General features: G+C 62.9%; 23 protein-coding genes. 11 read left to right on the forward strand and 12 right to left on the reverse strand.

Annotated elements, in window-relative coordinates:
* The first annotated feature begins 310 nt into the window (after window positions 1-310).
* A complete protein-coding gene (locus B5D38_RS14785) occupies window positions 311-1,417 on the forward strand; it encodes a PAS domain-containing sensor histidine kinase (protein ID WP_116002752.1) in 1,107 nt (368 codons plus the stop codon).
* Window positions 1,418-1,421: 4 nt separating this feature from the next.
* A complete protein-coding gene (locus tag B5D38_RS14790) occupies window positions 1,422-1,811 on the forward strand; it encodes a response regulator (RefSeq protein WP_078709207.1) in 390 nt (129 codons plus the stop codon).
* Here the strand turns inward: B5D38_RS14790 and B5D38_RS14795 are convergent.
* Window positions 1,804-3,192, reverse strand: coding sequence for a sensor histidine kinase (locus B5D38_RS14795; RefSeq protein ID WP_078709208.1), 1,389 nt, complete (start codon window positions 3,190-3,192; stop codon window positions 1,804-1,806). The genes B5D38_RS14790 and B5D38_RS14795 overlap by 8 nt on opposite strands.
* A gap of 498 nt (window positions 3,193-3,690) precedes the next feature.
* Here B5D38_RS14795 and B5D38_RS22080 point away from each other — a divergent pair, with 498 nt between their 5' ends.
* From B5D38_RS22080 to trhA, 9 genes are all read left to right on the forward strand, one after another.
* The gene (locus B5D38_RS22080) at window positions 3,691-3,984 is read left to right on the forward strand and encodes a hypothetical protein (protein ID WP_131829929.1); all 294 of its coding nucleotides are present in this window, start codon (window positions 3,691-3,693) and stop codon (window positions 3,982-3,984) included.
* 54 nt (window positions 3,985-4,038) lie between these two features.
* Window positions 4,039-4,848: a transglutaminase-like domain-containing protein gene (locus B5D38_RS14800; RefSeq protein ID WP_078709209.1), complete on the forward strand. Its 810-nt coding sequence runs from the start codon at window positions 4,039-4,041 to the stop codon at window positions 4,846-4,848.
* Window positions 4,849-4,891: 43 nt separating this feature from the next.
* Window positions 4,892-5,155, forward strand: a complete 264-nt coding sequence (locus tag B5D38_RS14805; protein WP_078709210.1) for a hypothetical protein — start codon at window positions 4,892-4,894, stop codon at window positions 5,153-5,155.
* Window positions 5,156-5,439: 284 nt separating this feature from the next.
* Window positions 5,440-5,652, forward strand: a complete 213-nt coding sequence (locus tag B5D38_RS14810; RefSeq protein ID WP_078709211.1) for a cold-shock protein — start codon at window positions 5,440-5,442, stop codon at window positions 5,650-5,652.
* 420 nt (window positions 5,653-6,072) lie between these two features.
* Window positions 6,073-6,405 (forward strand): hypothetical protein, encoded by a 333-nt coding sequence (locus tag B5D38_RS14815; RefSeq protein WP_131829930.1) that lies wholly within the window; start codon window positions 6,073-6,075, stop codon window positions 6,403-6,405.
* Entirely contained in the window at window positions 6,402-6,587 is a 186-nt protein-coding gene (locus B5D38_RS14820; RefSeq protein WP_078709213.1) for a hypothetical protein, read from the forward strand. Before B5D38_RS14815 ends, B5D38_RS14820 begins: the two co-directional genes overlap by 4 nt.
* On the forward strand, window positions 6,584-6,817 hold the full coding sequence (locus tag B5D38_RS14825; RefSeq protein ID WP_078709214.1) for a hypothetical protein: 234 nt from the start codon (window positions 6,584-6,586) through the stop codon (window positions 6,815-6,817). Before B5D38_RS14820 ends, B5D38_RS14825 begins: the two co-directional genes overlap by 4 nt.
* A 93-nt stretch (window positions 6,818-6,910) precedes the next feature.
* Window positions 6,911-7,189, forward strand: coding sequence for a 30S ribosomal protein S21 (gene rpsU, locus B5D38_RS14830; RefSeq protein WP_078709215.1), 279 nt, complete (start codon window positions 6,911-6,913; stop codon window positions 7,187-7,189).
* A 921-nt stretch (window positions 7,190-8,110) separates the two neighbouring features.
* Window positions 8,111-8,761: a PAQR family membrane homeostasis protein TrhA gene (trhA, locus tag B5D38_RS14840; protein WP_078709217.1), complete on the forward strand. Its 651-nt coding sequence runs from the start codon at window positions 8,111-8,113 to the stop codon at window positions 8,759-8,761.
* Window positions 8,762-8,799: 38 nt separating this feature from the next.
* Here trhA and B5D38_RS14845 read toward each other — a convergent pair whose 3' ends face one another.
* The 11 genes from B5D38_RS14845 to B5D38_RS14900 form a co-directional block, all read right to left on the reverse strand.
* The gene (locus B5D38_RS14845) at window positions 8,800-9,663 is read right to left on the reverse strand and encodes a transglutaminase family protein (protein ID WP_078709218.1); all 864 of its coding nucleotides are present in this window, start codon (window positions 9,661-9,663) and stop codon (window positions 8,800-8,802) included.
* A gap of 1,409 nt (window positions 9,664-11,072) precedes the next feature.
* Complete coding sequence (locus B5D38_RS14855) at window positions 11,073-11,756, reverse strand: LuxR C-terminal-related transcriptional regulator (RefSeq protein WP_078709220.1); 684 nt, start codon at window positions 11,754-11,756, stop codon at window positions 11,073-11,075.
* Window positions 11,757-11,855: 99 nt separating this feature from the next.
* Complete coding sequence (locus B5D38_RS14860) at window positions 11,856-12,965, reverse strand: CsgG/HfaB family protein (RefSeq protein ID WP_207552962.1); 1,110 nt, start codon at window positions 12,963-12,965, stop codon at window positions 11,856-11,858.
* 153 nt (window positions 12,966-13,118) lie between these two features.
* Window positions 13,119-13,598 carry a curli assembly protein CsgF gene (locus B5D38_RS14865; protein ID WP_245319251.1) on the reverse strand — a complete coding sequence of 160 codons (480 nt, stop codon included), beginning with the start codon at window positions 13,596-13,598 and terminating at the stop codon, window positions 13,119-13,121.
* Between the two features lie 396 nt (window positions 13,599-13,994).
* Window positions 13,995-14,729 (reverse strand): SH3 domain-containing protein, encoded by a 735-nt coding sequence (locus B5D38_RS14870; RefSeq protein ID WP_165690871.1) that lies wholly within the window; start codon window positions 14,727-14,729, stop codon window positions 13,995-13,997.
* A 99-nt stretch (window positions 14,730-14,828) separates the two neighbouring features.
* A complete protein-coding gene (gene csgH, locus B5D38_RS14875) occupies window positions 14,829-15,206 on the reverse strand; it encodes a curli-like amyloid fiber formation chaperone CsgH (RefSeq protein WP_078709224.1) in 378 nt (125 codons plus the stop codon).
* Window positions 15,207-15,216: 10 nt separating this feature from the next.
* On the reverse strand, window positions 15,217-15,972 hold the full coding sequence (locus B5D38_RS14880; RefSeq protein ID WP_131829932.1) for a hypothetical protein: 756 nt from the start codon (window positions 15,970-15,972) through the stop codon (window positions 15,217-15,219).
* 71 nt (window positions 15,973-16,043) lie between these two features.
* Window positions 16,044-16,544 (reverse strand): hypothetical protein, encoded by a 501-nt coding sequence (locus B5D38_RS14885; protein ID WP_078709226.1) that lies wholly within the window; start codon window positions 16,542-16,544, stop codon window positions 16,044-16,046.
* Between the two features lie 122 nt (window positions 16,545-16,666).
* Complete coding sequence (locus B5D38_RS14890; protein ID WP_078709227.1) at window positions 16,667-18,379, reverse strand: hypothetical protein; 1,713 nt, start codon at window positions 18,377-18,379, stop codon at window positions 16,667-16,669.
* 98 nt (window positions 18,380-18,477) lie between these two features.
* The gene (locus B5D38_RS14895; RefSeq protein WP_078709228.1) at window positions 18,478-19,884 is read right to left on the reverse strand and encodes a beta strand repeat-containing protein; all 1,407 of its coding nucleotides are present in this window, start codon (window positions 19,882-19,884) and stop codon (window positions 18,478-18,480) included.
* 123 nt (window positions 19,885-20,007) lie between these two features.
* On the reverse strand, window positions 20,008-21,567 hold the full coding sequence (locus tag B5D38_RS14900; RefSeq protein ID WP_165690872.1) for a beta strand repeat-containing protein: 1,560 nt from the start codon (window positions 21,565-21,567) through the stop codon (window positions 20,008-20,010).
* Window positions 21,568-21,896: the final 329 nt, after the last annotated feature.

A 21,896-nucleotide genomic window follows, 5' to 3' on the forward strand; every position in this document is an offset into this window, starting at 1 on the left:
AAAAACCGGTCTTAAGGCAACGATTCCTTTTGGAACGAGAACGTCTGCTGAATGGTGGAGAAGCAGGCAGATGGAATTCCGCGCCGCTATCCCGGCGCCCCTCTCCTGAATGCCAAACCCGCCGAAGGGTCGGTCAGGAACCAGACCGACTAGGCGTTGCCGCTGGACAAGCCTTTCAAGATAACAACATACCGTCGCGTGATGATTGCTTTCAGCAGCAATCCTGTCTCCCGCGGAATTGCCATCAGTGAGCCAAAGCCAGTCACCGTCCAGCCAAACCGCCGCACCCTTTCCGGTCAATGGCGGAAGAATGGGCGCCGAGATCCGCGCGTTCGACTGGACGACAACGCCGCTCGGCCCGATCTCAACTTGGCCGAAGTGGCTTCGCACCACCGTCGCCAACCTGGTGGAATGCGGCCATCCCATTGCATTCTGGGTTGGCCCGGAGCTCACCACGATCTTCAACGACGGTTTTGGGCCGATCCTCGGCAAGCGCGCGGCGACAGCCCTCGGAAAGCCGTTGGCTGATGTCTGGTTCGACGTCATGGATGACATCAGACCGATGGTAGAGCAGGCCATGGCGGGAACGCCGGTCTGGAAGGAAGACCTGCCGCTGACGATGACGCGCAATGGGTACCCCGAGGAGACTTGGTGGACGTTCTCCTACAGCCCGGTGCGCGATGACGAGGGGCGGATCATGGGCTTTCTCGATACCGTGACTGAGACGACCCAGTCGGTGCTCGCAAGAAGGCAAATCGTCGAGACCAATGAGAAGCTGAAGCGCGAAGTCGAGCTGCAGCAGGAGGCGCGTCGACAGCAGCGCGTCCTCCAGCGGGAACTCTCGCACCGCATGAAGAACACGCTCTCCATGGTCCAGGCTGTCGTGTCGCAAAGCCTCCGGAACGCTCCGGATCCGAAAGTTGCCGCAGAGCTGGCTTACGCCCGCATCACAGCCCTCGCGCGCGCCCAGGATGTGCTGACGTCGACGAGCTGGGCGGCGTCAGACGTCGAGATGATCACGAGGGCGTCAATCGAGCCGTATCACGACCGGGATGAGAGGTTCGAGGTCGCGGGACCAAGTGTTGAGCTGGAAGCGCAACGCTCTTTGGGGTTGGCGTTGGCCATCCATGAGTTGGCAACGAATTCGGTCAAGTACGGCGCGCTCTCTGTGGAGATGGGCGCCGTCAAAATTGACTGGAACATTTTCGGCGAGAACGGGTTCTCCTTCTCTTGGAGGGAGGTCGGAGGTCCGCCTGTAGAGGCACCCTCTCGACGAGGCTTCGGCTCCCGGCTGACGGAAAGGGTCGTGCCGGCCTATTTCGAGGGAACCGCCGCGTTGGATTACGCTCCTGCGGGACTCACCTATACATTGAGCGGAACCCTTGGAGCGGGTCGCCCGAGCCGCGCCGAGGACTGACGCCATGAGCAAGACATTTGATCGGCGGCGCATCGCCATCCTGGTGGTCGAGGATGAGCCGCTGCTTCTGATGGATGCCATGGACATGATCGAAGATGCCGGTTTCACCGTCTATGGCGCGGGAAATGCCGACGAGGCCCTTCGCCTCCTGGAAAGCAGAAACGACATCCGGGTGCTCTTCACCGACGTCGACATGCCCGGTTCGATGGATGGCCTGAAGCTCGCCCATGCGGTCAAGGACCGTTGGCCTCCGGTTCACATCATCGTCGCGTCGGGCCACGTCAACGTGGCAAGGAAAGAGCTGCCGGAGAACGGAGTGTTCTTCGCCAAGCCTTATCCGCCAAGCTCCATCATTTGCGCCCTGGACGGGATCGCCGAGCGGATCGTCAACTAACGCCGTCAGGGGTCGTCAGGACGCTTGTCGGCAGGTGAACGATCACCGTCGTGCCCGTGTCTCCGCTGGCCCGCGCCAGCGTTCCGCTGATCTGGCGCACGAAGGCATCGATGAAACGGGTTCCCATCCCCGATGCTGGTGGCGCGGATGCCGCCCCGTGATCGAAGCCGACGCCGTTGTCCTCCACCGACAGCACCACCTCGCCGTTCCGCTGCCGAAAGCCCAGCACGATGCTTCCGCTCCCTTCAGGGAAGGCATATTTCACCGCGTTGGTCGCCAGTTCATTCACCAGCAAGCCGATCGGCACGGCATGGTCGGCGACGAGGGCCAGCGGCTCGGCATCAACCACGATCTCGATCTGCGATGCCTCGCCAAGAAGGCTCGATCGGATGCTTGCCGCGATGCCTTCGAAGTAGGTCTCAACGTTGACCGGGCCAAAGGCGCTTGACTGGGCAACGACGTCGTAGAGCTCGGCGACAGCGTTGATCCGACTCTGCATTGCCAGATAGCCGTCGCGGCACGGCTCGGCGGCTCGTCGGATCTCGAAGGCGACGAAAGCCGAAATCACCTGCAACGAGTTCTTGATCCGATGCGCGAGCTCGGCAGCGAGAACATCCTTGTGCCGATCCACGGCGATGGCCTCGGTCACGTCTTCGAAGGCGAGCAGAAGCTGCGTGACATGGTTGCCGTCAACATGGATCTTGCGAGCGTTCAGCTTGAAGGCACGATGCCCAATATCTGGGAATTCGTCCTCGATCAGGAATTCTTCGACAGGTGCCTCGTCCGGGACGACGCGTTCGAGTTGCGCGCGCAGCGCGGCGACGTTCCATTGTCCCTGCTTGAGATCGAAGATCTCCTTGCCGACCACGTCCGCCTCGGCATCGCCGAACATGCGGACGAAGTTGCGACTTGCCATTGTGATCTTCAGATCCTTGTCGAGGATCACGAGGGGGTCCCGGATCGTGTCGACGATTGTGCGGGCAACCATCGCCGCGCGTGCCGCGCGCAACTGCTCCTCCCGGACCGCGGTGACATCGTAGAACGTGACGAGCACATGCTCGACCTGGTTGCCTTGGCGAAAGACCTTGCGGGCGTTGAGGTGTACGATCCTGCGGCCGACACCGGGAAAGACGTGATCAACCTCGAAGGCATCGACGACTCTCCGCTGCGGCAGGATTTCCTCAAGCAACCGACGCAGCTCTGGAATGTCCCACTGTCCATCGCCGAGGGCCGTGATGCGGCGGCCGATCGTCTCCTCTGGGGCGACGGCGAAAAGTTCATAGAAGCGACGATTGGCGGAGGCGACAGTCAAGTCGCGGCCGAGCACGACGAGCCCCTCGCTGACGGTGTCGACGATGTCCTGTGCCGAAATGGTGTCCATGTCGAAAGTCCGCACCCGGAAGCCTTCCCCGCTCAAACCGAGAGGATGGCCCGCTCAGCGCCCCTTCGATATGCTGCAGGCGAAGCTATTTTTCCAGGTATTTGAGGATTCGCGTTGACGCGACCGCCGGCATCGAAATGGAATCACGACTTCAAGATCGGTCGGCGCTTCCACAGTGAAGGGCGACAAACGCGCTCATGGCTGTCACCGACATCGCTCAGGACTGTCGTCTGTCGACCATGACCTGTGCCACCCAATCCGCGGCATCCTCGATCGTCTCGAGTGGATCGGGTGAGCGGACAGCACACGGCCCGAACCCGCTTTCCATGAACCAGCGACCTTCGTTCTTCTCGTAGTGCGTCGGGGGCTTTCCGAGTCACAGCCACACCGTGCGGGATGATCGATCGTCATGCCGAGGCACGCCTGCGATGCAACGGCTCTGCCAATGACGTTGGAACTTGGGCTCGATGAGGCCGTTGGTTCACCGCCTACCCTTGCTTGAGCACACCGATCGAACACAACCATACCCTGCCGCTCGCTGTCGGTTATGAAGACCGCTCCGCGCTATTGGGCCTCGGCGACCGCGAAGTGCTCACGCTTTCTGATGAATGCGAGCGCTGGCTCGCGGCCATGGAGGAGTTTCGGCTGGAGCTTGTCACCGAGGTTGCCCAGACAGAGTGGCGAGTGGTGATGAGCGGTGACATTCGCCGGGTCTCTGAAGCGCGAGATCGGCTTCATGCTGAATTGACGGCACGAGCGTCTCTGGCGGCCCATACAAGGTCCCAGCGCTGACCATCGGCCCTGTTGGCCGCAAATTCTATGATCGGCGTCAGAAGGAAAAGCGTCATGAAGATCCGCCTGGGATGCGAGTTGAGCTACGACATGCCGCAACCGACACCGATGATCGCTATCCTGAACGTCCATTTCTCGCGTTTCGCCGATCTTGAGCGACCGGATCACCTCGTCACCGCTCCCTCGGTTCCGATCCAGAGCTACAGGGATCTTTTCGGCAACTGGTGCAACCGCCTCGTCGCGCCGGCCGGGCGCTTCACGCTCGGCACCGACGGCATCGTTCATGACGACGGGGACGCCGATCCGGTTAAGCTCGACGCCCCGCAGTTTAAGATCGAGGATCTTCCCTCGGAAGCGTTGGGCTTTCTGCTTCCCAGCCGCTATTGCGAGACGGATCTTCTATCCGATGAGGCTTGGCGGCTGTTCGGGAAGACCCCGCTGGGCTGGCCCCGCGTTCAGGCGATCTGCGATTTCGTCCACGATCGCGTAGCGTTCGGATATGAGCACTCGCGCGCCACCCGAACCGCCGCCGAAACCTATGCGGAGCGGGTCGGCGTCTGTCGCGACTACACGCATCTGGCGATAACGTTTTGCCGCTGCCTGAACATCCCCGCGCGCTATTGCACGGGTTATGTCAGTGACATCGGCGTTCCGCCACCGCACGGCCCGATGGATTTCGCCGCCTGGATGGAAGTCTATCTCGGCGGCCAATGGTGGGTGTTCGACCCTCGCAACAACGCGCCACGTATCGGGCGCATCCTGATCGCCCAGGGCCGTGACGCGGCCGACGTGCCGCTGACCCACACGTTTGGGACCAACGAATTGGTCGGATTTCGCGTCTGGACGGACGAGATCGCCTCCTGAATACCCGCCCCGGATCATCCACCAAACACAGAAAGGACATTCCATGTCCGAGATCATGAGAGAATTCGCCTCCAGTTCCAACGGCGACCGCTGGTTCCTCTGCCGAGATGAGGTGACGGCAAATGGCTATGTTCTGCATCAGGCGAATTTGCCTTCAGGCGGATCGAAGAGTCGCATCGAAATCGGCGACTTCCTTGGCCGTGGTTCGTCCAGCCCCGAGCACCAGGCATTGCTGCACCTGATCGGGACGCTCGTGAACGCCCCTTCGGCACAAACGAGCCCTTGGCGAGATTCGTCTGCTCGGTAATCCTCTATCTGTCCCCAAAATTGGATAGGGACGGCGACGCTAAAAAATCGTCAAGGTCCAACCGAAATATTGCTGCCGTTTGCCCTCAAAAAAATAAATCCCATCCCGCCCTTGTTATTTTACGAATAAACGCCGATATTTCATTCATCGATAGACGGCCGGACCTGATTGGCCTTCGCGCTCTAGCGGCGCTTTGTTCCCAGAAATCTTTTCCGATACTTCTCTTCGAAACGGCCCTGGCGGTGTCAGGCCGATCTCAACTTTTGTCGTGGAAAGGAATTGCCATGACCACGGGAACCGTAAAGTTCTTCAATCCGCAAAAGGGCTTCGGCTTCATTCAGCCGGAAGATGGCAGCAGCGACGCCTTCGTGCATATCAGTGCCGTTGAGCGAGCCGGCCTCGGCGATCTCCAGGAGGGCCAGAAGGTCTCCTATGAGCTCGTCTCCGACAGGAAAACCGGCAAGAAGTCGGCTGACAATCTGGCGCTGGTCGCCTGACGCTATGGGTCGCGGCTAAGGCCGCGATCGGCCCGCATGGCGGACTTGGTCGACCACGGATGTACTGGCGAACCTTGTCACGCGATGCGCGGCGCTTCGTTTGAGGCACCACGCCACACGGCCCCGCTCCCAATCCGGGTGCGGGGCTTTTTTCATCTCTGGGCATTGCCCAGTTGAGAGGTTCTCATGGCCAAGGGACAAAGACGCAGCAATCGCGAGATCCGAAAGCCGAAGGCAGACAAGGCGAAGAAGTCTGATCCTGCGCCGATCCTGCTGGGAAAGGGCGCTCCGGTCGCACTGGGATCGCCGAAGAAGGGCTGAAGCGATCACGATCCGCTTATGCCGACCACCGACGCAATCCGGCGCGTCCGGGACCTTCGTGTCGTGTGCCAACTTTTGAAGACAGCCAAGGAGGCGGGCATGCAAGCGATGGATTTCGAAGTCCCTGCGGACCTGTTCTGGGCCAAGAACCGGCGCCGCCAGCCGGGTAAGGGAGGCGTCGGCCACAAACGCTTCGAAACTCTGGCCGAGGCTATCTGCTATGCCACCGAAGATCAGTCGGTGGAGCGAATCGGCGCCAGCGTCGACACCGACGAGGGCTCATATGGCGCCAAAGAGATCGAGGCCTTCTACGGGAGTGCCGAGTTCATCGCCTATCGCCGCCGCTACGGCATTCCGCCGTCATCGAACGCGGACGTTACGCGCACCAGAAAAAGCGCTGGAGACCTCCCGTCACAAGGAGGATCATCATGACCCTCGGTGCCACCCTTCGAATGTTCTCGCCGACGCGTGATCGCTTACGCCCGATCGCCGTCGCGCCCATTCTTCTGGCTATGACGACCTCGCTCTTGGTGTTCGGCGGCCTGTTCCTGTTCATAGGCTTCGCCGGGATGGAACACCCGCACGCGACTGTCGTGAGCGAGGTTGTTCGATGAACCCGGAATCCCCTTCCGGCCTGGCACTCCAGGAACGCATGGCCCGCGCCATCGCCGCTGCGGTGTTCAGTTCGCAAGGCGATCTCGAAGATGATCCGAAGCGGCCTGTCATGGCCGCCAGACGACGTGTCGCCGAAGAAGCCGCGATCGCTGCATTGCAGGCCATCCAGCCGGGCGACGACCTCGGCGGGGGGCTGGTCGCCATGCCGCGTTCGTCGATTGATCGCTGAAGCAGCCTCACCGGCGAGCCAGCCCAGAAGCTGAACAGGATTTCATGTGCAGCCCTTGGTTGCGCACCATGCCGCATTACGACAGGAGACATTTTGAAGGTAGACGTCAGAGACAACAATGTTGATCAGGCCCTTCGGGTCCTGAAAAAGAAGCTTCAGCGCGAGGGCGTTTTCAGGGAAATGAAAGCGCGCCGTTCCTATGAGAAGCCGTCTGAAAGGCGCATTCGCGAGCACAAGGATGCGATCCGACGCGCCAAGAAGCTCGCCCGCAAGCAGGCGCAGCGCGAGGGGCTGATTCCCGGTCCGAAGCGCAAGCCGAGAGAAGCAGTGGCTCGGCGACCCCAGGCGTTTGCCCAGCCTGCGGCGGAGTGATGCAGCACCTCGCTCCAGGGCGAAAAGCGATCAATCAGAATCGCATTTTCGCCCGAGCGCCATAGCCTGGCATGATGTTTTTGCCCGTCTGGCCTTTCCATGGGATCGGGGCATGATCGAGCGGATTTCCAGGGGCCGGGACACCCGCCCCTGGAATTGATACCGATCGCGCGTTCATGCAGGTGTTTTCAGCCACCAACGTCTCGGAAAAGCCGGAGATGTGGAGAGATGGCCGGTGCGGCCATCCGTTTGCGCTTAAGCAGACGAACGGCCGGACGCCCATCGTCTTCGGCCCGTCGTCTGCGGCTCGAGGACCTTCCACAAGAACAGAGAATGGCTTGATCGAAGGGACCTGTTCGATCTCGTCCGCGTTGTCATGGAAAGCCGGGGCGAGGAAGCGCCAAGGCAGGTCTGGGAGAGCTTCGCGATCGCTTCCGAAGGGGTTTCAGGCGACCCGAAAGAGCACGCCTCTAAGCGCTCGCCACAGGGCTCTTGCCCCGTGGGCGGCGAACGTCCTCTTCTCTTGCGTGTTATTCTCTCATCCGTGGTCGGCGGGACATCACACCCGCCGCCATCAGCAGACGGCTGACCGTGGCCTGACAGCGAAGCCGATCATATGTCGGCCAGTTGCACCGTCTCATCCGCGATGGCGCGATCGATCGCCTCGATCTGCTCTTGGATGGCAAGAAGGTCGCCGGCAGCCGAGGTGCTTCGCATCTCGGAGTCGGCCATATGCCCAGCGAGACGGCGACGTTCGCCGACCATTACTTCGCGAACCTTTTCCAGGGCGCTGAGGTGATCACGTTGTTTTTCCATCGTGGCTGCGCCTTGTCATGTTGCACTCGGGAGGTGGCATGTTGCCGGATCGACAGTCAAGCTATTCCGTCATTTCACCGACACGCACTGAACGACGAGGTGCCGATGAACAAAAGCCCAAAAACTGCTTCAGAACGTCAATATAGGACAGCCGAGCTCTGGAGTGATGGCGTCGTCCATGCCCTCGGCGGCACGTTCGCTACCGTCGGTTCGGCGGCCCTGGTTTGGGGCCTGGCCGGTCAGGCGTCGGGCGCAGTGCTGAGCGCCGCGGCGATCTATCTCTTCACCCTGGTGGCGTCGATCGGAATCTCGGCCACCTACAACATCTGGCCCGAGGCCAGTGCCCATAAGCAGAGGCTGCGCCGCTTCGACCACTCGGCCATCTATCTGCTGATCGCCGGCACTTACACGCCGTTCCTGCTAAGAACGCAAAGTTGGATGCTGATGGCCGTCGTCTGGCTCATCGCTGCCGTTGGAATCTTCGCCAAACTCGCCGCGCCGGGGCGGCTCGATGGCCTGTCGATCGTGCTGTATCTCGGCCTCGGCTGGAGCGGCGTTTCGATCTTCGGCACGCTCGTTGACACGCTCTCGCCCCTGACGTTCGGCCTCTTGTTGGCGGGTGGCCTAGTCTACTCGCTCGGCGTGCCATTCCACCTCTGGGAACGGCTACCGTTCCAGAACGCCATCTGGCATGCCTTCGTGCTGACCGCGGCTGGTTTGCATTTTTCAGCCGTGTGGCTGTGCTCACTCGCGTAGCATCCGGCTTGCCAAGAGGATGGCCGGAATCGTGCGCCTTATTCCGTCACGGTCACCTCGACGGTCATGCCGGTGAAGGCGTCAGTAGGCCCGGTGAAGCTGCCGGCCACCGGCACGATTTGCGCGATGTCGCGCGCAACGGCGACGGGAATGAGATTGTGTCCGCCGACACTGCGGTTGGTGGGATCGAAGGTGATCCATCCGGCGCCAGGGACGTAGGCCTCGGCCCAGGCATGGGTCGAGCCGAGAGCGGACAAACCTGATCCGGCGCCGTCCGGATTGAACAAATAGCCGGAGACGATCCTCGCGCCGAACCCGAGGCTGCGGGCGGCTTCCGCGAACAGAACGGCAAAGTCCCGGCACGATCCCCAGCCGCGGTCGAGTGTCTGCAGAGGCGTTTGCGTGCCCTCTTCCTCGCGGCTCTGATAGGAGATCCATTGTGAGACGCCGGCGCTGAGGTCCTTCAGAAGGGACAGCGTGTCCGTGGGATTGCTGAAGACGAACTCGCGCGCCCAAGCGCAAAGGCGCCCGGCGGGGTCGGGATGTTGCAATGCCGCAAGCGCCCCGAGATCAGTCCATTCGTCGTCGGAATATCGGAAAGGATAGGAGATTGCAGAGGCCGAAACGTCGAAGACGGGCCAGGCCTCAGTGCTGAGATCCAGCTCCACTCGGCTTTCGACCCACAAACTGTCGGTCATCACAGTGAAATTGGCGGTCGCCACCGCGTTACCGAAAACGTCCTGGGCCCACGTCACGGCGGCGCGAGGCGCCACATCGAGATCAATCGAGGCCAAGCGCACGTCCCGGCTTTCGCGCGGTCGGAGCATGAGGCGATGCGGACCCAGCCGCACCGGCTCACGGTAGTGATAGACTGTCCGATGCCGGATGCTGAGCCTGGTCAACACGGTTCCTTGAACGGTAGTCGAGGCACGGAAGCACTCCGCGCGGGAACGCCGGGATCGATTTCGCTAGAAGAGGAACCGGCTCAAGACCTTCCCTATCACGGACAGAGGGAATCCGCCGACGCTCGGCGATCTTCTCCATCACGTCCAGTCGAAACGAAGACATTGCAATTTGGTTCATCACCCGACGCTGCCACCGCCTGCGACAGCTAGGGAAGGATCACGCAGGATCGGCGAAAGCCGGCAAAGTTTTCCATCATGAACGCGTTACCGACGTCAACGAGACATCAGCGGCGAACTTCGGGGGCTCCCAAACCCAACCCGCTATGCTACGACTTCGTACCAGCAGATAGACGTCAACCGCGAGAGCGGCGCCAAGAGGTCAAAAGACGATGGAAATCAGGCGGTTAGGGCTCCCTGCCCTCCTCCGCTACCATTGCGCCTTTGTCCGACACGGAGAGTGGGTAACGGATCATACCTAGGACATGGGCGACAACCTCCTGCTAGACGAGGCTTGTCGACGGTCTGCAGGTTTTTCTGTTCCAGGTCGATGTATGACAGATCATAGTCATGAAGCTGACGAGCCAGCGCGACTGAGCTAAGATCAGCTCATCCGCGCGAAGCAAAACAACCGGAAGGCCAAATCTATTCCGGCCGTTCGTATCGTTTATATTGGCATGTCCCGCTCAGCGCATCTGGAGGACGATCGGGTTGCTGCTGGCAGGATCGGTGTCCTTACGGAGCCTCTTCAAGTCCTCGGCCGTGACCACGCCGCCATCATTGCCCCAGCTGCCGCGGACATCCTTCTTTCGGTCAAAGAATGTCCGCTCGGTCGAGGTGGTCCTCAGCCAAGGACCTTCGCAGAAGCCCGCTTCTTGGCCTCGGCATGAAGCTTGCGCGCGTTCTGGATGAGCTTCACCGAGTCCGGCCCCCACATCATGCGCATGAAATAGCGAGGCATCGAGCATCCGTCGCAAATGCTGCGCCTGTTATCCAGGGGGAGCGCGCCGGTTACTTGGCGCGCCGCGTCGCTGACGGCCGGTGGCAACTGTGGACTTGCGTCGGGAGAGTGGAGAGTTCGTCTGAGGCAACGAGGAGCCATCCATCGGCAAACGGTAACGCCGATTTACAAGGGAGTTTGCACTTTCGACCGTGCAGCGCTGGATGAACCGGCGCCGATGCTCCTGTCTGCGATGGTCCCTCGTCGCCGAAGCCGGAGCCGATGGACCATCGTCGTGTCATGCTGTTGCCCTGTGTAAGTGGGCACGCCGTGGGGATTATAGCGGCGGACGCAGGCACCAGACGTTGAATTGAGACCTCTACTGCCGCGCGCGGGGCGATCTTGCCGGTTCGATATCCAGGGGGGATTCGGGTTCGGCCGCGCCGACATCGCGGCTCCGCTCCGGCATTCAGCCCACCGGCGGCGTGGCCCCATGGCCATCGGTCCAGCCGGCCTGCGCGGCACGCACCAGCGCCTCCGTTCGGTTGCGCGCGCCGAGCAGGCGCAAGAGCCCGGCGACGTGCGCCTTCACAGCACCCTCGGAAAGTCCGAGCGAGCGCGCGATCTGCTTGTTGGAGGCTCCCTGCGCCAGATGGTTCCACACTTCCTGCTGGCGCGTGGTCAGTGGAGCCCGACGCGGGTCGGCGGGCTCCTGGCGCGCCGCCTTCGGCAGCAGCAACAGGATGCTCGGCGGTAGGTAGATGCCGCCCGCCAGGATCAGCCGCAGCGCCTGGATCATCACGCGCGGCGAGGAGTCCTTCGGGATGAAACCGGCGGCGCCATCCTCAAGCGCGGCGCGGATCATCGAAGGGTCGTCCTTGCCGGAGATCACCGCGACGGGAATGCCGCCGGCTCGAGCTCGAATCCCGGCAATGTCCAGGTGGTGTTCGGGCCCGCCAAGGAGATAATCCACCAGGATAAGATCGTAGCCGCCGGCATCCAGCAGCTCCGAGAGATCATCGAGCGCTGCCGCTTCGTGGAGCTCAACGACATCCGCAAGTTCCTGCAGGAGGTAGCGCAGCCCCGCTCGGAACAGCGCATGCCCTTCCGCGACTACGAGCCTCAGCGGCTTCGCCGTCTTCGGATCAGGCATCGCGTCCCCTTCCGTAACGCGCCCAAGAACCGCCACCGACACGTATCCGGTGAAGGTCGTTGACGTCGAAGGCTCCCTCCAGATGACCCACGGGAAGCCTCAGGTAACGTTGGCAGCCACCTTCGTCGGTCTGCCGCCGCGCGGCTCGTTGGCACCGACAGGCCCTTCGTTGGCGGCCGGCGCGGGCGGCAGCTGGCGCGGCGCCTGCTCCTGGATCTGCCGCTGTACCGGCGCGTTGCTCGGCACTCCTGGCAGCTGGCGCAGATTGTACTGCGCCGGCGGTGGAGCTACGACGCGGGGCGTGGGGGCCTGGGCGGACGGCGTGCGGACGACGCGGCTTTGCGACACCTGCACAGGGCTCGCCGGGACGGTCTGCACCGTCGCGGCAGGGTCGCGCGTCACCGGCCCCGGCGCGGTCTGGGCCGCGGCCGTCAGGCGCGAGCCATATTCCTGTGCCTGGTATGCCTGAATATAGGCCTGACCTGCGGCACGATCCTGGAACGACCAGATTCCGAGCTGGGCGCCCTCGACGATCAGCCCTTCGACGGCCTTCTCGATCGCGGACTGGACGGCGATCTGCTTCGGCTCGTTGTAGGTCACGCCGGCCTCGGCCTGCAGCAACTCGTCCAGCTTGACGTAGCGGAAGGCGCCACCCTGAAGCGAATAGGACGCTACTGCCTTGCGCACGGTGATGGTGCTCAGCACCTCGCCGGTCTTGGTCGACACCGCCCGCAGCGTCACAGTGACGACGTCCTGAATGTACTTCGTATCGCCGGTGATGCCGAGGAAGCCGGCCCCCGCGCCGCCGGTCATGATGTTGGTGTCGTAACCGATGATACCGCCTTCGATGATGATGTTGGCGTGCAGCAGCGGCGGGATCACCTTCGGGTCGAGCTGGGTCTCGTTGCGGTAGAGACGGCGCATCTCGGTGACGATCTGGCGTTCCTTCAGGAGGTCATCGAGTTCCTTGCGCTCCAGCACGGTGAACCAGCGCCTCTCGCCGGCATCCTGCAGCGCCTGGATCAGCATCGCCGCACCGCCCTGGGTCACGGCGCGCGACAGCGACTGGACGTTGTCGCGCTCCTTGAACTGGCCGGTCAGATCCTCGTAGTCGTAGACCGCGACAGCCACCTTCTCCGTGGGGGGAGGAATGCGGCGCAGATCATCGTTGGGACGCGACACCGGCGCGACCACCGGCGGCGTGTCCAACACCGCCTCCTGCGTTACACAACCCGAAATCGGAAGAATGGCGCCGCAATCATCGCAAGCCGCGAGCCGGCTCGCGGCCAGGTCGCACTCATCATTTTACCCCCTCGCACCGGCGCGTCACGAGCCTTCCCTTGGCCCACTCGCGCCTGCGGACTAGTTCAGACTGCTCGTGACAAGCTGCGGCACGACGATATCCGTCGTGGTGCCGTCGGTCGCGTTGAAGATGCTCAGCCGGATCGAATCCAGCGTCCGGTCGAAGGTCACCGTGGTATCGCCGAACCTCACGGTGCCATGATCCTGAGGATTCTGGCCGAAGATCGCGTCGGTGACCTGCGACGCGAGCGCCGAAAGCAGACGACCCTGCAGCTGACTGACGAAGAGATCCGCCTGGCTGCTGCCTGCCGATCCTCCGTTGCCGCCGCCTGAACCGCCAGAGCCCGAACCCTTGTTCGCGTCTCTGGCCGTCGCATCGCGCTGGGCGCTTGCGATCGCCAGCAAATGCGAGGAGTTCAGCGGATTGCCGCCGAAGGACGGATTGATAGGCGTATAGACGAGGTCACCCGCCGTTGCGTTTGCGGTCACGCTGATGCAAAGGCCGAATGCCAGGTAGATGATGCGAGACGTCCTCACCACGTTCCACTCCCCCGACCAGCGGCATAACCGCCGGTGCTCTGTTGCAGCTGCAACCATACTGCCCTAGCGTTAGCATGGTGCGATTTCAAATGTGGACTCCCTTTTAGTGAAATGGTTGACGTAGCGGCATTTGCGCCACAGGTGCGGGGCACAAATCCGATCTTGCGCCTCAACAGCGAGAGCAAGCGGCGTCCAGCGCGCCCCTGAGCAAAGCCACTCCCAGCCGGCCAACCGTAACGCCGACCATGCCGGCAATTGCAGGCCAGACCAGTTCGGGGACATCATCATTCGCGACTGCTGTTCACTTGGGGGCATGGCAATTGAGGATCGTTGGTGTGTGGCGGCCAGCGGAGTATTTGGACCCTGGCGCCAGAACGGCTGTGGAGCCACTGGCGCCTAGTTGGCGCCGTGGCACTGGTTGGTGAATGTCAGGACCGGCCAGCGCCCCTGGCGGATTGCCTTCTGCGGGATCCAACCGGTGTAGTTCGCGACCTTGGCACGGCACCAGAGCCCGTCCGAGGCGGTGGTGCACTGATCGACGACGACGCAGGTATCGGCCGGAATGGTGGAGACGACCGAGGCATCCGGGCGCGCCTCGGCGCGGGCGTTCACCCGCACCAGCACTGATGCCTTCGCCACCTCGCCGGGCGCCGCCGGCTTTGGTTCGGCGAAGTCCTCGGGCTTGGCGCAGGTCGCGGTGTAGCCGTAGTACACGCATGGCGCATCGACTGCCGGCCGCGCTGCCGCGGCAGTGCTCCCGTTCACCCGTTCGAACACCAGGGCCTTGCCGGACTCGGTGTCGCCGCTCATGCGCATCTGATTGCCGCCCATGCGGGCGAGGATCTTGTCCTCCTTCCCCAGGAGAGCGAGTTGGCTGTTGACGATGCCCCAGCTGCGGATGCCCGCGAGGTCGCCGCCGCAATGCTCCGCCGCAAGGTCATAGGTCGCCCCGGTCTTATCTTTCTTCAATTCGATGCGGCAGGCGCCGCCGTCTGAAAGCGACGGGTCGAGAGTCTGCCAGTTGCCGGAAAAGGCCGCGACGAAATCGCTTTCGCTCTGTGCCACTGCGCCCGACATCATCGCCGCGCCTAAAACCAGCGAGAGCCCGGTGATCTTCAATACCTTCATCATGTCCCCGTCACATCCTAGCGCCGCCATCCCGCGACGGAGCGCTCGTATTCCCCTGCAGGCGGAGCAGAGCACCTCCGCCACTTCATGGTTCGTTCCAACTCAGCGGCTGGTTTCGACCACGCTCCGCGCAATCGGCTGACCATCGACGCTCAGCACCAGTTCGACAGAAAGCCGGTCGCCCGGAGCCATAGACAGCCCAACGCTGGCAACGTCCGCCCGCTCTCCGGCCTTGAGCTGGAAGGCTCCGCCCTGTGACGTCGCAGTCCGCCCCGCCGTGCCCGTGCGCTCGATGGTCATCTTCGCGTCAAGCGATACCGCGGCGAGTGCCACCGCCTTGCCGGTCAGTCGGACGCCGGTGTCAGTGGGCTCGATGGCGATGGTGGCGAGCGCTGATCCGGATTGCCCGGCATGCGCGGCGGCACCGGCCGCCGAGAGGAGGCCGGCTGCGAGCAGGGCCGCATAAATGGGATGAAGCATGGCCGGCGGCTCAGCGCGCTGTCTGCGTAACGGAGACCTGCGCCCCGACGCTGCTGAACGAATTCTGGGTCACCGACACCGTCCCGTTCGTGACGTTCGTGTAGACCTGCGCGGCGGCGGCCGAGTTCATGTTGTTGCCGTTCTGGGTGAACACCACCGAACTGCCCGGAACCGAGCCGGTCACATCGAGCGCGCCCTTGTTGCTGCTGCCGTTCTGGACAAGAAGAGCGTCGGTGCTGGAACCGGTAATCACCGTGCCATAATTGCCAGAGCCACGCTGGATGATGGCCCCATCGATCCGCTGGCCGCCAACGATCAGCGCGGGATCACCGCCGAGCCCGCCCGTGACCGTCAAGTTCGCGACGTTGCCGATTCCGTCCTGCGACACCAGGCCGACACCGCCTGCCAAAGAGTTGATCTCGGCGCTGTTGCCCTTGACCCCGCCGCTCGGCCCGATCGCCGGATTGTTCTGGTAGAGATAGACCTTGCCGCCGTTCCCGGACATTGTGACGGTGGCGTCGTTGTTGTTCCCCAGCTGGCGGGCCTCATCAGTCAGCGTGATCTCAAGGCCAAGCTCGTTGAGTTTCCTGTTGCCGGGGGCGAGACCGCTGCCGGCCGTTGGCTCGCCGGAGGTGATGGAAAGACCCTTGACCTCGCTGTTCGTCGCCGCGGACTGATCCACCGACAGGGCATTTCCCGAGCCCTGCTGGAGGATCGTCAGGGTGTTCTGATCGGCGAACGCAGGAAGCGCGGTTGCGGACAGCACCGCGCCGGCAGTGAGAAGAGCAAGAAGGGAGGGACGCATGCCGGAACCTTTCCGAATGCGAGGTCCCTGCCCTAGCGGGACCTCTGGATAATGCTGACGTTGTTGCCCATCCCAGTCTGGGAGAAGGACGCGTAGTTGCGGCCGCCAAACTGCTGCACGGCCGCCTGGTTGCCCGTGCCCGAGATCGAGGCGGCGATCGTGTTGCCGTCGCCTTGCTGGAGCATGGCGAAGAGGTTGTGGGAGCCGATCACGCCGAGGCTGACGAGATTGCCCTGCCCCTTCTGGGTCAGGCTGCCCGGCGTCAGACCGGAACGCAACGCCGCCCCGGTGAAGGAGGATCCCGCCGGCCCGCCATTGCCGTTTCCAGTAAGGCTGACGCGGATTGAGTTCATCGCCGCCGCATTCAGCGGCGCTTCCTGCAAGATCATGAGGCTGTTGCCACTGCCGGCCACCGTCAGTTCGGTCGCATTCAGCGGGCCGGGATCCGACAGGATGACCAGGGAATTCTCGGCAGCGGCCGGAAAGGCCGTCAACAGTGCCGCAACGGCAAGGCATGCGCGCATCCGCTTCATCAAGCTGCTCCGGGTTTATCTTGCCCGGACTATGGCGCATGCGACTTAAAGTCATTTTCCGCCGATCTTTCGTATTTTAAGCAAGCTGCGTTTTTCTGCTTCCGCTTTTCTGCGGCCCTGATCTACTGCTGGATGCTGAGCCCGTTGCCCTTGCCGTGCTGGGAGAACGAGGCGACGTTGCCGCTTCCCGCCTGCGTCACCACGGCCTGGTTCCCGCTGCCTTCGATGACGGCGTAGATACGGTTATCCTGGTCCTTCTGCGAAAAGGCAAAGGCATTGAGGTCGCCCGATAGCACGAGATCGACGCCGTTCAGGGACCCGGACTGGCTGATGTCGCCGGGCTGAAGCTTGGCACCGAGCGCCGACGTCAGCCGCTCGCCGGTGAAGACGGTTCCGCCGACCGCGTTGTTGTTGCTGCCGGTGATCGCGGCGTCGACCTGATTGTCCTTGCCCGACTGTGTGACGGAGAGCCGATTGAGGGAGCCGAGCACGCTCGCCCGAGCCGAATTGTCGCTGCCCGACTGGTCGAAGGAAAGGCTGTTGTCGCTTCCCTTGATCGCCTCCGTCCCGACGCTCGCCAGCAGCGCATTTCCGGCGCCCGACTGGACGAGCCTCAGCTGGTTGCGCTCGCCCCTGAGATCGGCTGCGGCGGCATTGTCGGTGCCGTCCTGCCGGAAGTCGATGTTGTTGTCGCCGCCGGTCTGCCGAAGCGCCAGTTCGTTGCCTGTGCCCGACACCGTCCCGATGGCGCCGTTGCCGTCGCCATCCTGCACGATGCCGTAGAGGTTTTTCGAGCTCGCGTCGCTGGTGACGTAGCTGACGCTGTTGCCGTCGCCGATCTGCGAGATCAAGCCCTGGAAGAGGCTCCAGCCCTGGAACCCGTCCCAGGCCGCCGGCAGAAGCGCGAAGGCGCCGAGCCCGCCGCGACCGTCGCCGCCATTGTCGCGGCCGGCAAGCGTCAGGGTGACCTCATTGCCGGCGATCGCGACGCCGTCATTGTTCTGCATCACCTTGCCGACGACGTTGCGCGAGCCGCTCTGCAGCAGCCGAAGCTGGTTCGCCATGCCCATCTGCTCGATCGCGAGAACCGTGTTGTCGAGCCCGCGCGACTGCTCCAGCGTCGCACCATTGTTCGAGCCGACCTGGTTGATGGTCTCGATGCGCTGGCCGGACTGCGTCTGAATGACGGCCGCGCTGTTGCCGAAGCCCTCCTGCAGGGCGGTGATCAGGCTGTTGCCGGCGCCGGTGCCGGCGCCGTCCTGGGTGATGCTGACGAGGTTCGTCACGCCCGCACCCGGCCTGTCGACAGTATTCTTCTGGATCACCTGCCCGACGGACTGCGCGCCGGCGAGCGAGGTCTGGCGCAGGACGAGGCGGTTCGAGGCGGCGGCGGCGGCCGCGAAGGCGGCGCTCGCTTCCTGCCGGATCGCCTCGATCACCGTCGTCGCAAGGCCGCCGAGCGGCGTCTCCTGGATGATGTCGATCTCGTTGCGGTCGCCGGTCTGGCCGGTGCCGGTGACGACCAGCCCAAGGCTCGGTCGCACGCCCTGGCGGGTGTTGGTGTCGACCGAATTGCCGGAGCCGGTCTGGGTGATGCTGATCTGGTTGTAGCGGCCGTCCTGGCCGAGCGGCAGCCCGTCCGCCGGACCGCCGACGACATTCCTGTTGCCGTCCTGCACGATGCCGATCGTGTTGGTGTCGCCGGTCTGGCCGATGGAGACGGAGTTATCACCGGCGGATTGGGCAAGCGCCGGGGTCGCGAATGCCACGATCCCCCCAGCCAGCGCCAGCGCCAGTTCCCGCCGCCCAAACTTCATTCCACCGAATGCACCCATCTAGATCGTCCCCATGACCGAGCCGACAACGTCGTAGGCGGCCGGGCGCGATTTACCCGGCCGCCCTAACCGCGGAGCTATGTCGCGGCGATGCTCACCTACTGCTTCACGCCGATGTTGTTGAAGCTGCCGACCTGCGTGAAATGCGTCATGGCGCCGCCCGACTGGGAAACCACGACCTGATTGTTGTTGCCCTTGATCGACCCGACGATGGTGTTGTTGCCCGAGGACTGGCGGAATGCGAACAGATTGTCGTTCGAGTTGCTGCCGGCCGTGCCAACTGTCAGGTTGATGCTGTTGTTGTCGCCGGCCTGCTCGATCAGCCCTGGGGTACGGCTGAAGAAGACCGACCCGGCATCGCCGGTGAAGCCGCCAAGATTGCTGGAGTTGTTGCCGTCGCCGTAGAGCGAGACGGTGATCGACGAGGTCGCGTTGCCGTTTTGGGTTTGGGACACGCCGAGATTGTTGCGGTTGCCGACGACGGTGATGTCGGCCTTGGCGGCGGCGACCGCGGCGGTGTTGGTCTTCTGATATACGCCGATATTGTTGGAGTCGCCGGTGACGTTGAGGTCAGCGGTGCTGTTGAGCTCCTGTCCGATTGCGATCTGGTTGCCCGTTCCGGCGGTCGCGCCTCGGATCGTACCGGTGCCGTTCTGCTGAAAGGCGTAGGAATTGTTGTTGTTGGTGATGGTGTAGTTAAGGCTGTTCGAGCCTGTCTGACGCACGACTCCCTGCTCGAGCCCGACGGTGTGATAGGCATAGTTGCCGAAACCGCTGCCTGCGGCGAACCCACCCGAGAAGTCGGCACTTCCAGTATATGAGCCGTCGATGGTCAGGGTCGCGGTGTTACCTGTCAAATAGCCGGTCGAGTCCTGTCGGGCCACGTTGACTTGGTTCTTGGTCCCGGTTTGAGAGATCGTTAGGACGTTCTTTCCGCCGCTCTGATAGATACCGGATTCCGTTTCACCCTGCGTCGCCCTCGGCAGCGCGCGGTACTGACTGCGACCAATGAGGTTCTGACTGCCGGATTGGGTCACCGTCGCGGCATTGCCGTCGGCGCTCTGGCTGATCGAGCTGATGCCGTTGAAGCTGCCGCTCTGTGACACCGTCGCCGCGTTGCCGTTGCCGGCCTGCTGCAGCTGGTAAAGGTTCTGGCGTTCGCCGGACTGCGTCACGGCGACGGTGTTGCCGTCGCCCTGCTGCGACAGTCCCTTGAAGGCAGCGCTGGTTTTGTCCGTCGCGCCGGTACCAACATTGTTGCCGCGGCCGTTGCGGGAGTCGGTCGCAGACTGGGAGATAGTGATCCGGTTGCCCTTGCCGTTCTGCGTCAGCGCATGAGTGGACGAACCTGCAGCGTTCGCGCCAACACCGCTTTGGGTCACCAGCGCGGAATTGTTTTCACCCGTCTGCGTGGAAAAAACGGTGTTGTCGTCAGCCAAAGCTGCGGTCGTCGCAAGTGCCAAAGCCGAAGCGGAGAGGATCGCGATTTTGTTCAGAGATGTCATGGGATCTCCTGTTTCCTGCGCACCCGACAGACTCGATGGCAGCTCGGCTGCCGCGACAAAGCGGGATTAACGAGACGAAATCAGACGACGGGGACGGCTCGCGCCGCCCCCGTCAGGTATGGATTACTGCTTCACGCCGAGGACGTTGCCTGTGCCGTTCTGCGAGAAGGTCGTCGAGTTGTAATTGCCGCTCTGCGTCACCGCGACCTGGTTACCCTTGGACACGGGACCATCGAGGTTCCCCTGGATCGAGCCGCTGATCTGGTTGCCCCTGCCGTCCTGATTGAAGGCAAACATGTTCCCGTTGGAACTCGTGGTGCCGCCGACCGTCAGGTTCAGATCATTGCCGGACCCAGCCTGGGTCAGTCGGCCCGCCGTAAGTCCAACGCCGCCAGCGTCGTTCGAGCCGAACGAGTCATTGTTGTTGAAACTGCCCCACAGCTTGACGGTGGCAGTGTTGCGCGAGCCAAGGCCCGAGCCGGTCTGGTCGACCGTGAGCCTGTTGCTGTTGCCAGCCTTGAGGCTGACTGACGCGGTGTTGTAGACTCCGAGCTCGCCTGCCTTCTGATTGATGTTGAAGTCGTTGCTGGAGCCGTCCAGGATCGAGACGTTGGCGCGATTGGTTTCCGAGACCGCAACGATCGGACCATCCTGCGTGATGCCGACGTTGTTGTTGTCGCTGACACCCGCGATCGACACCGACGCGCGATTGTAGCCGTCGTACTGAGCGATGCCGACATTGTTGCCCTGACGAGCGATCTCGGCGAGATCGACGCTATTCTCGTAGCCTACCTGGTTGATGCCAAGCTGGTTGCTGTTGCCGGAGATCGAGATACCCTCGGCGGAGTTGCTCGAGCCCGACTGATTGATGCCGAACTGGTTGGTGTTGCCGCTGATCGCCATCTGAATGGCGTTCGAGTCGCCATTCTGGGCAAGCGTGCTGGTCGCAGCACCCGAGGCAGCAGCCTTGCCGGAGAGCGAGCCCTTGCCGTTGTTGTTACCGCTCATCACGATGGTGAGGGTGTTCCGGCTGCCGATCCCCAGGAACCCGCCCGACGTGCTCGCCTGACTGACCGACGAAATCAGGTTGCCATTACCGGACTGCGTCACGGTCGCCGTATTACCCGGGCGATCGTAGCCGAAGCCGAAGAAGCTGCCGGCCGTTTCGTTCTGCGAGAAGCTCGTGATCTCGTTGCCGCCGCCGGACTGCGTGATCGTACCGCTGTTGCCGCGACCATTCTGGCTCGCGGTGTCGACGAGGTTGCCCGAAGAACCCTGCGTGATCGTCAGGACGTTCTTGCCGCTGTTGCCGCGACCCGTCTGCTGGACGTTCTGGATCGCGTTGCTCGAACCCGTCTGGGTCAGGGTGGCCTCGTTGCGGCCGACCATCTGATCCACACCAAGACCGCTGGCGCCGATCTTGTTCAACGAACCGTTCTGATCGACGGTCAGCTTGTTGCTGCCGCCCTTCTGGGTCATGGCCAGACCGCCGGTGCCGCCGGCAATGTTGCCGCCAGCGCCCGACTGAGTCACCGTCGCGTCGTTCGACGTGCCGTCCTGCAGCAGGTAGGCGCCATTGTCGGAGCTGCCGGACTGCGTGACCAGGGCCGTGTTGTTGGTCTGCTTTTGGTCGACGTTCGCCGTGTTGCCACCTGCATACGCGGCGCCGGCCACCAGGCTCATGGCCGTCGCGGCCAGAAGAAGCGTCTTGATGTTCGTCATGTTCAAACCCCTAACCCCCGCCCGGTATCCGCCGTGGCGTTGTTGATCTCGTCATTCGACCGGCGGCCGCGCGGCCATTCCGGGTCTGCCCGAGGCACAGCCTCGCTCATCGACCGCGGAGGCGGCCGGGCCGGACAGCCCTCCCCGCGGCCAAGCCGCGGACAAGCCGGGAGCGCTCACAGGAATCTCCCCCTGCGTCGAACCGTCTGCTTTTCTTCGGAGTTTCTCTAGACCCCCTAGGACGCTACTTGGATTGGGCTATCTGACCTGCTCCGTTAACGGCTGGGTAA

The sequence above is a fragment of the Consotaella salsifontis genome (genome assembly GCF_900167365.1).
Lineage (GTDB): Bacteria > Pseudomonadota > Alphaproteobacteria > Rhizobiales > Rhizobiaceae > Consotaella > Consotaella salsifontis.

Excerpts from the sequence above, each read along its gene's own strand:
- B5D38_RS14785 (WP_116002752.1), top strand. The coding sequence starts at position 311 with ATGGGCGCCGAGATCCGCGCGTTCGACTGGACGACAACGCCGCTCGGC.
- B5D38_RS14790 (WP_078709207.1), top strand. The coding sequence starts at position 1,422 with ATGAGCAAGACATTTGATCGGCGGCGCATCGCCATCCTGGTGGTCGAG.
- B5D38_RS14795 (WP_078709208.1), bottom strand. The coding sequence starts at position 3,192 with ATGGACACCATTTCGGCACAGGACATCGTCGACACCGTCAGCGAGGGG.
- B5D38_RS14800 (WP_078709209.1), top strand. The coding sequence starts at position 4,039 with ATGAAGATCCGCCTGGGATGCGAGTTGAGCTACGACATGCCGCAACCG.
- B5D38_RS14805 (WP_078709210.1), top strand. The coding sequence starts at position 4,892 with ATGTCCGAGATCATGAGAGAATTCGCCTCCAGTTCCAACGGCGACCGC.
- B5D38_RS14810 (WP_078709211.1), top strand. The coding sequence starts at position 5,440 with ATGACCACGGGAACCGTAAAGTTCTTCAATCCGCAAAAGGGCTTCGGC.
- B5D38_RS14815 (WP_131829930.1), top strand. The coding sequence starts at position 6,073 with ATGCAAGCGATGGATTTCGAAGTCCCTGCGGACCTGTTCTGGGCCAAG.
- B5D38_RS14820 (WP_078709213.1), top strand. The coding sequence starts at position 6,402 with ATGACCCTCGGTGCCACCCTTCGAATGTTCTCGCCGACGCGTGATCGC.
- B5D38_RS14825 (WP_078709214.1), top strand. The coding sequence starts at position 6,584 with ATGAACCCGGAATCCCCTTCCGGCCTGGCACTCCAGGAACGCATGGCC.
- trhA (WP_078709217.1), top strand. The coding sequence starts at position 8,111 with ATGAACAAAAGCCCAAAAACTGCTTCAGAACGTCAATATAGGACAGCC.
- B5D38_RS14855 (WP_078709220.1), bottom strand. The coding sequence starts at position 11,756 with ATGCCTGATCCGAAGACGGCGAAGCCGCTGAGGCTCGTAGTCGCGGAA.
- B5D38_RS14870 (WP_165690871.1), bottom strand. The coding sequence starts at position 14,729 with ATGATGAAGGTATTGAAGATCACCGGGCTCTCGCTGGTTTTAGGCGCG.
- csgH (WP_078709224.1), bottom strand. The coding sequence starts at position 15,206 with ATGCTTCATCCCATTTATGCGGCCCTGCTCGCAGCCGGCCTCCTCTCG.
- B5D38_RS14885 (WP_078709226.1), bottom strand. The coding sequence starts at position 16,544 with ATGAAGCGGATGCGCGCATGCCTTGCCGTTGCGGCACTGTTGACGGCC.
- B5D38_RS14890 (WP_078709227.1), bottom strand. The coding sequence starts at position 18,379 with ATGGGTGCATTCGGTGGAATGAAGTTTGGGCGGCGGGAACTGGCGCTG.
- B5D38_RS14895 (WP_078709228.1), bottom strand. The coding sequence starts at position 19,884 with ATGACATCTCTGAACAAAATCGCGATCCTCTCCGCTTCGGCTTTGGCA.
- B5D38_RS14900 (WP_165690872.1), bottom strand. The coding sequence starts at position 21,567 with ATGAGCCTGGTGGCCGGCGCCGCGTATGCAGGTGGCAACACGGCGAAC.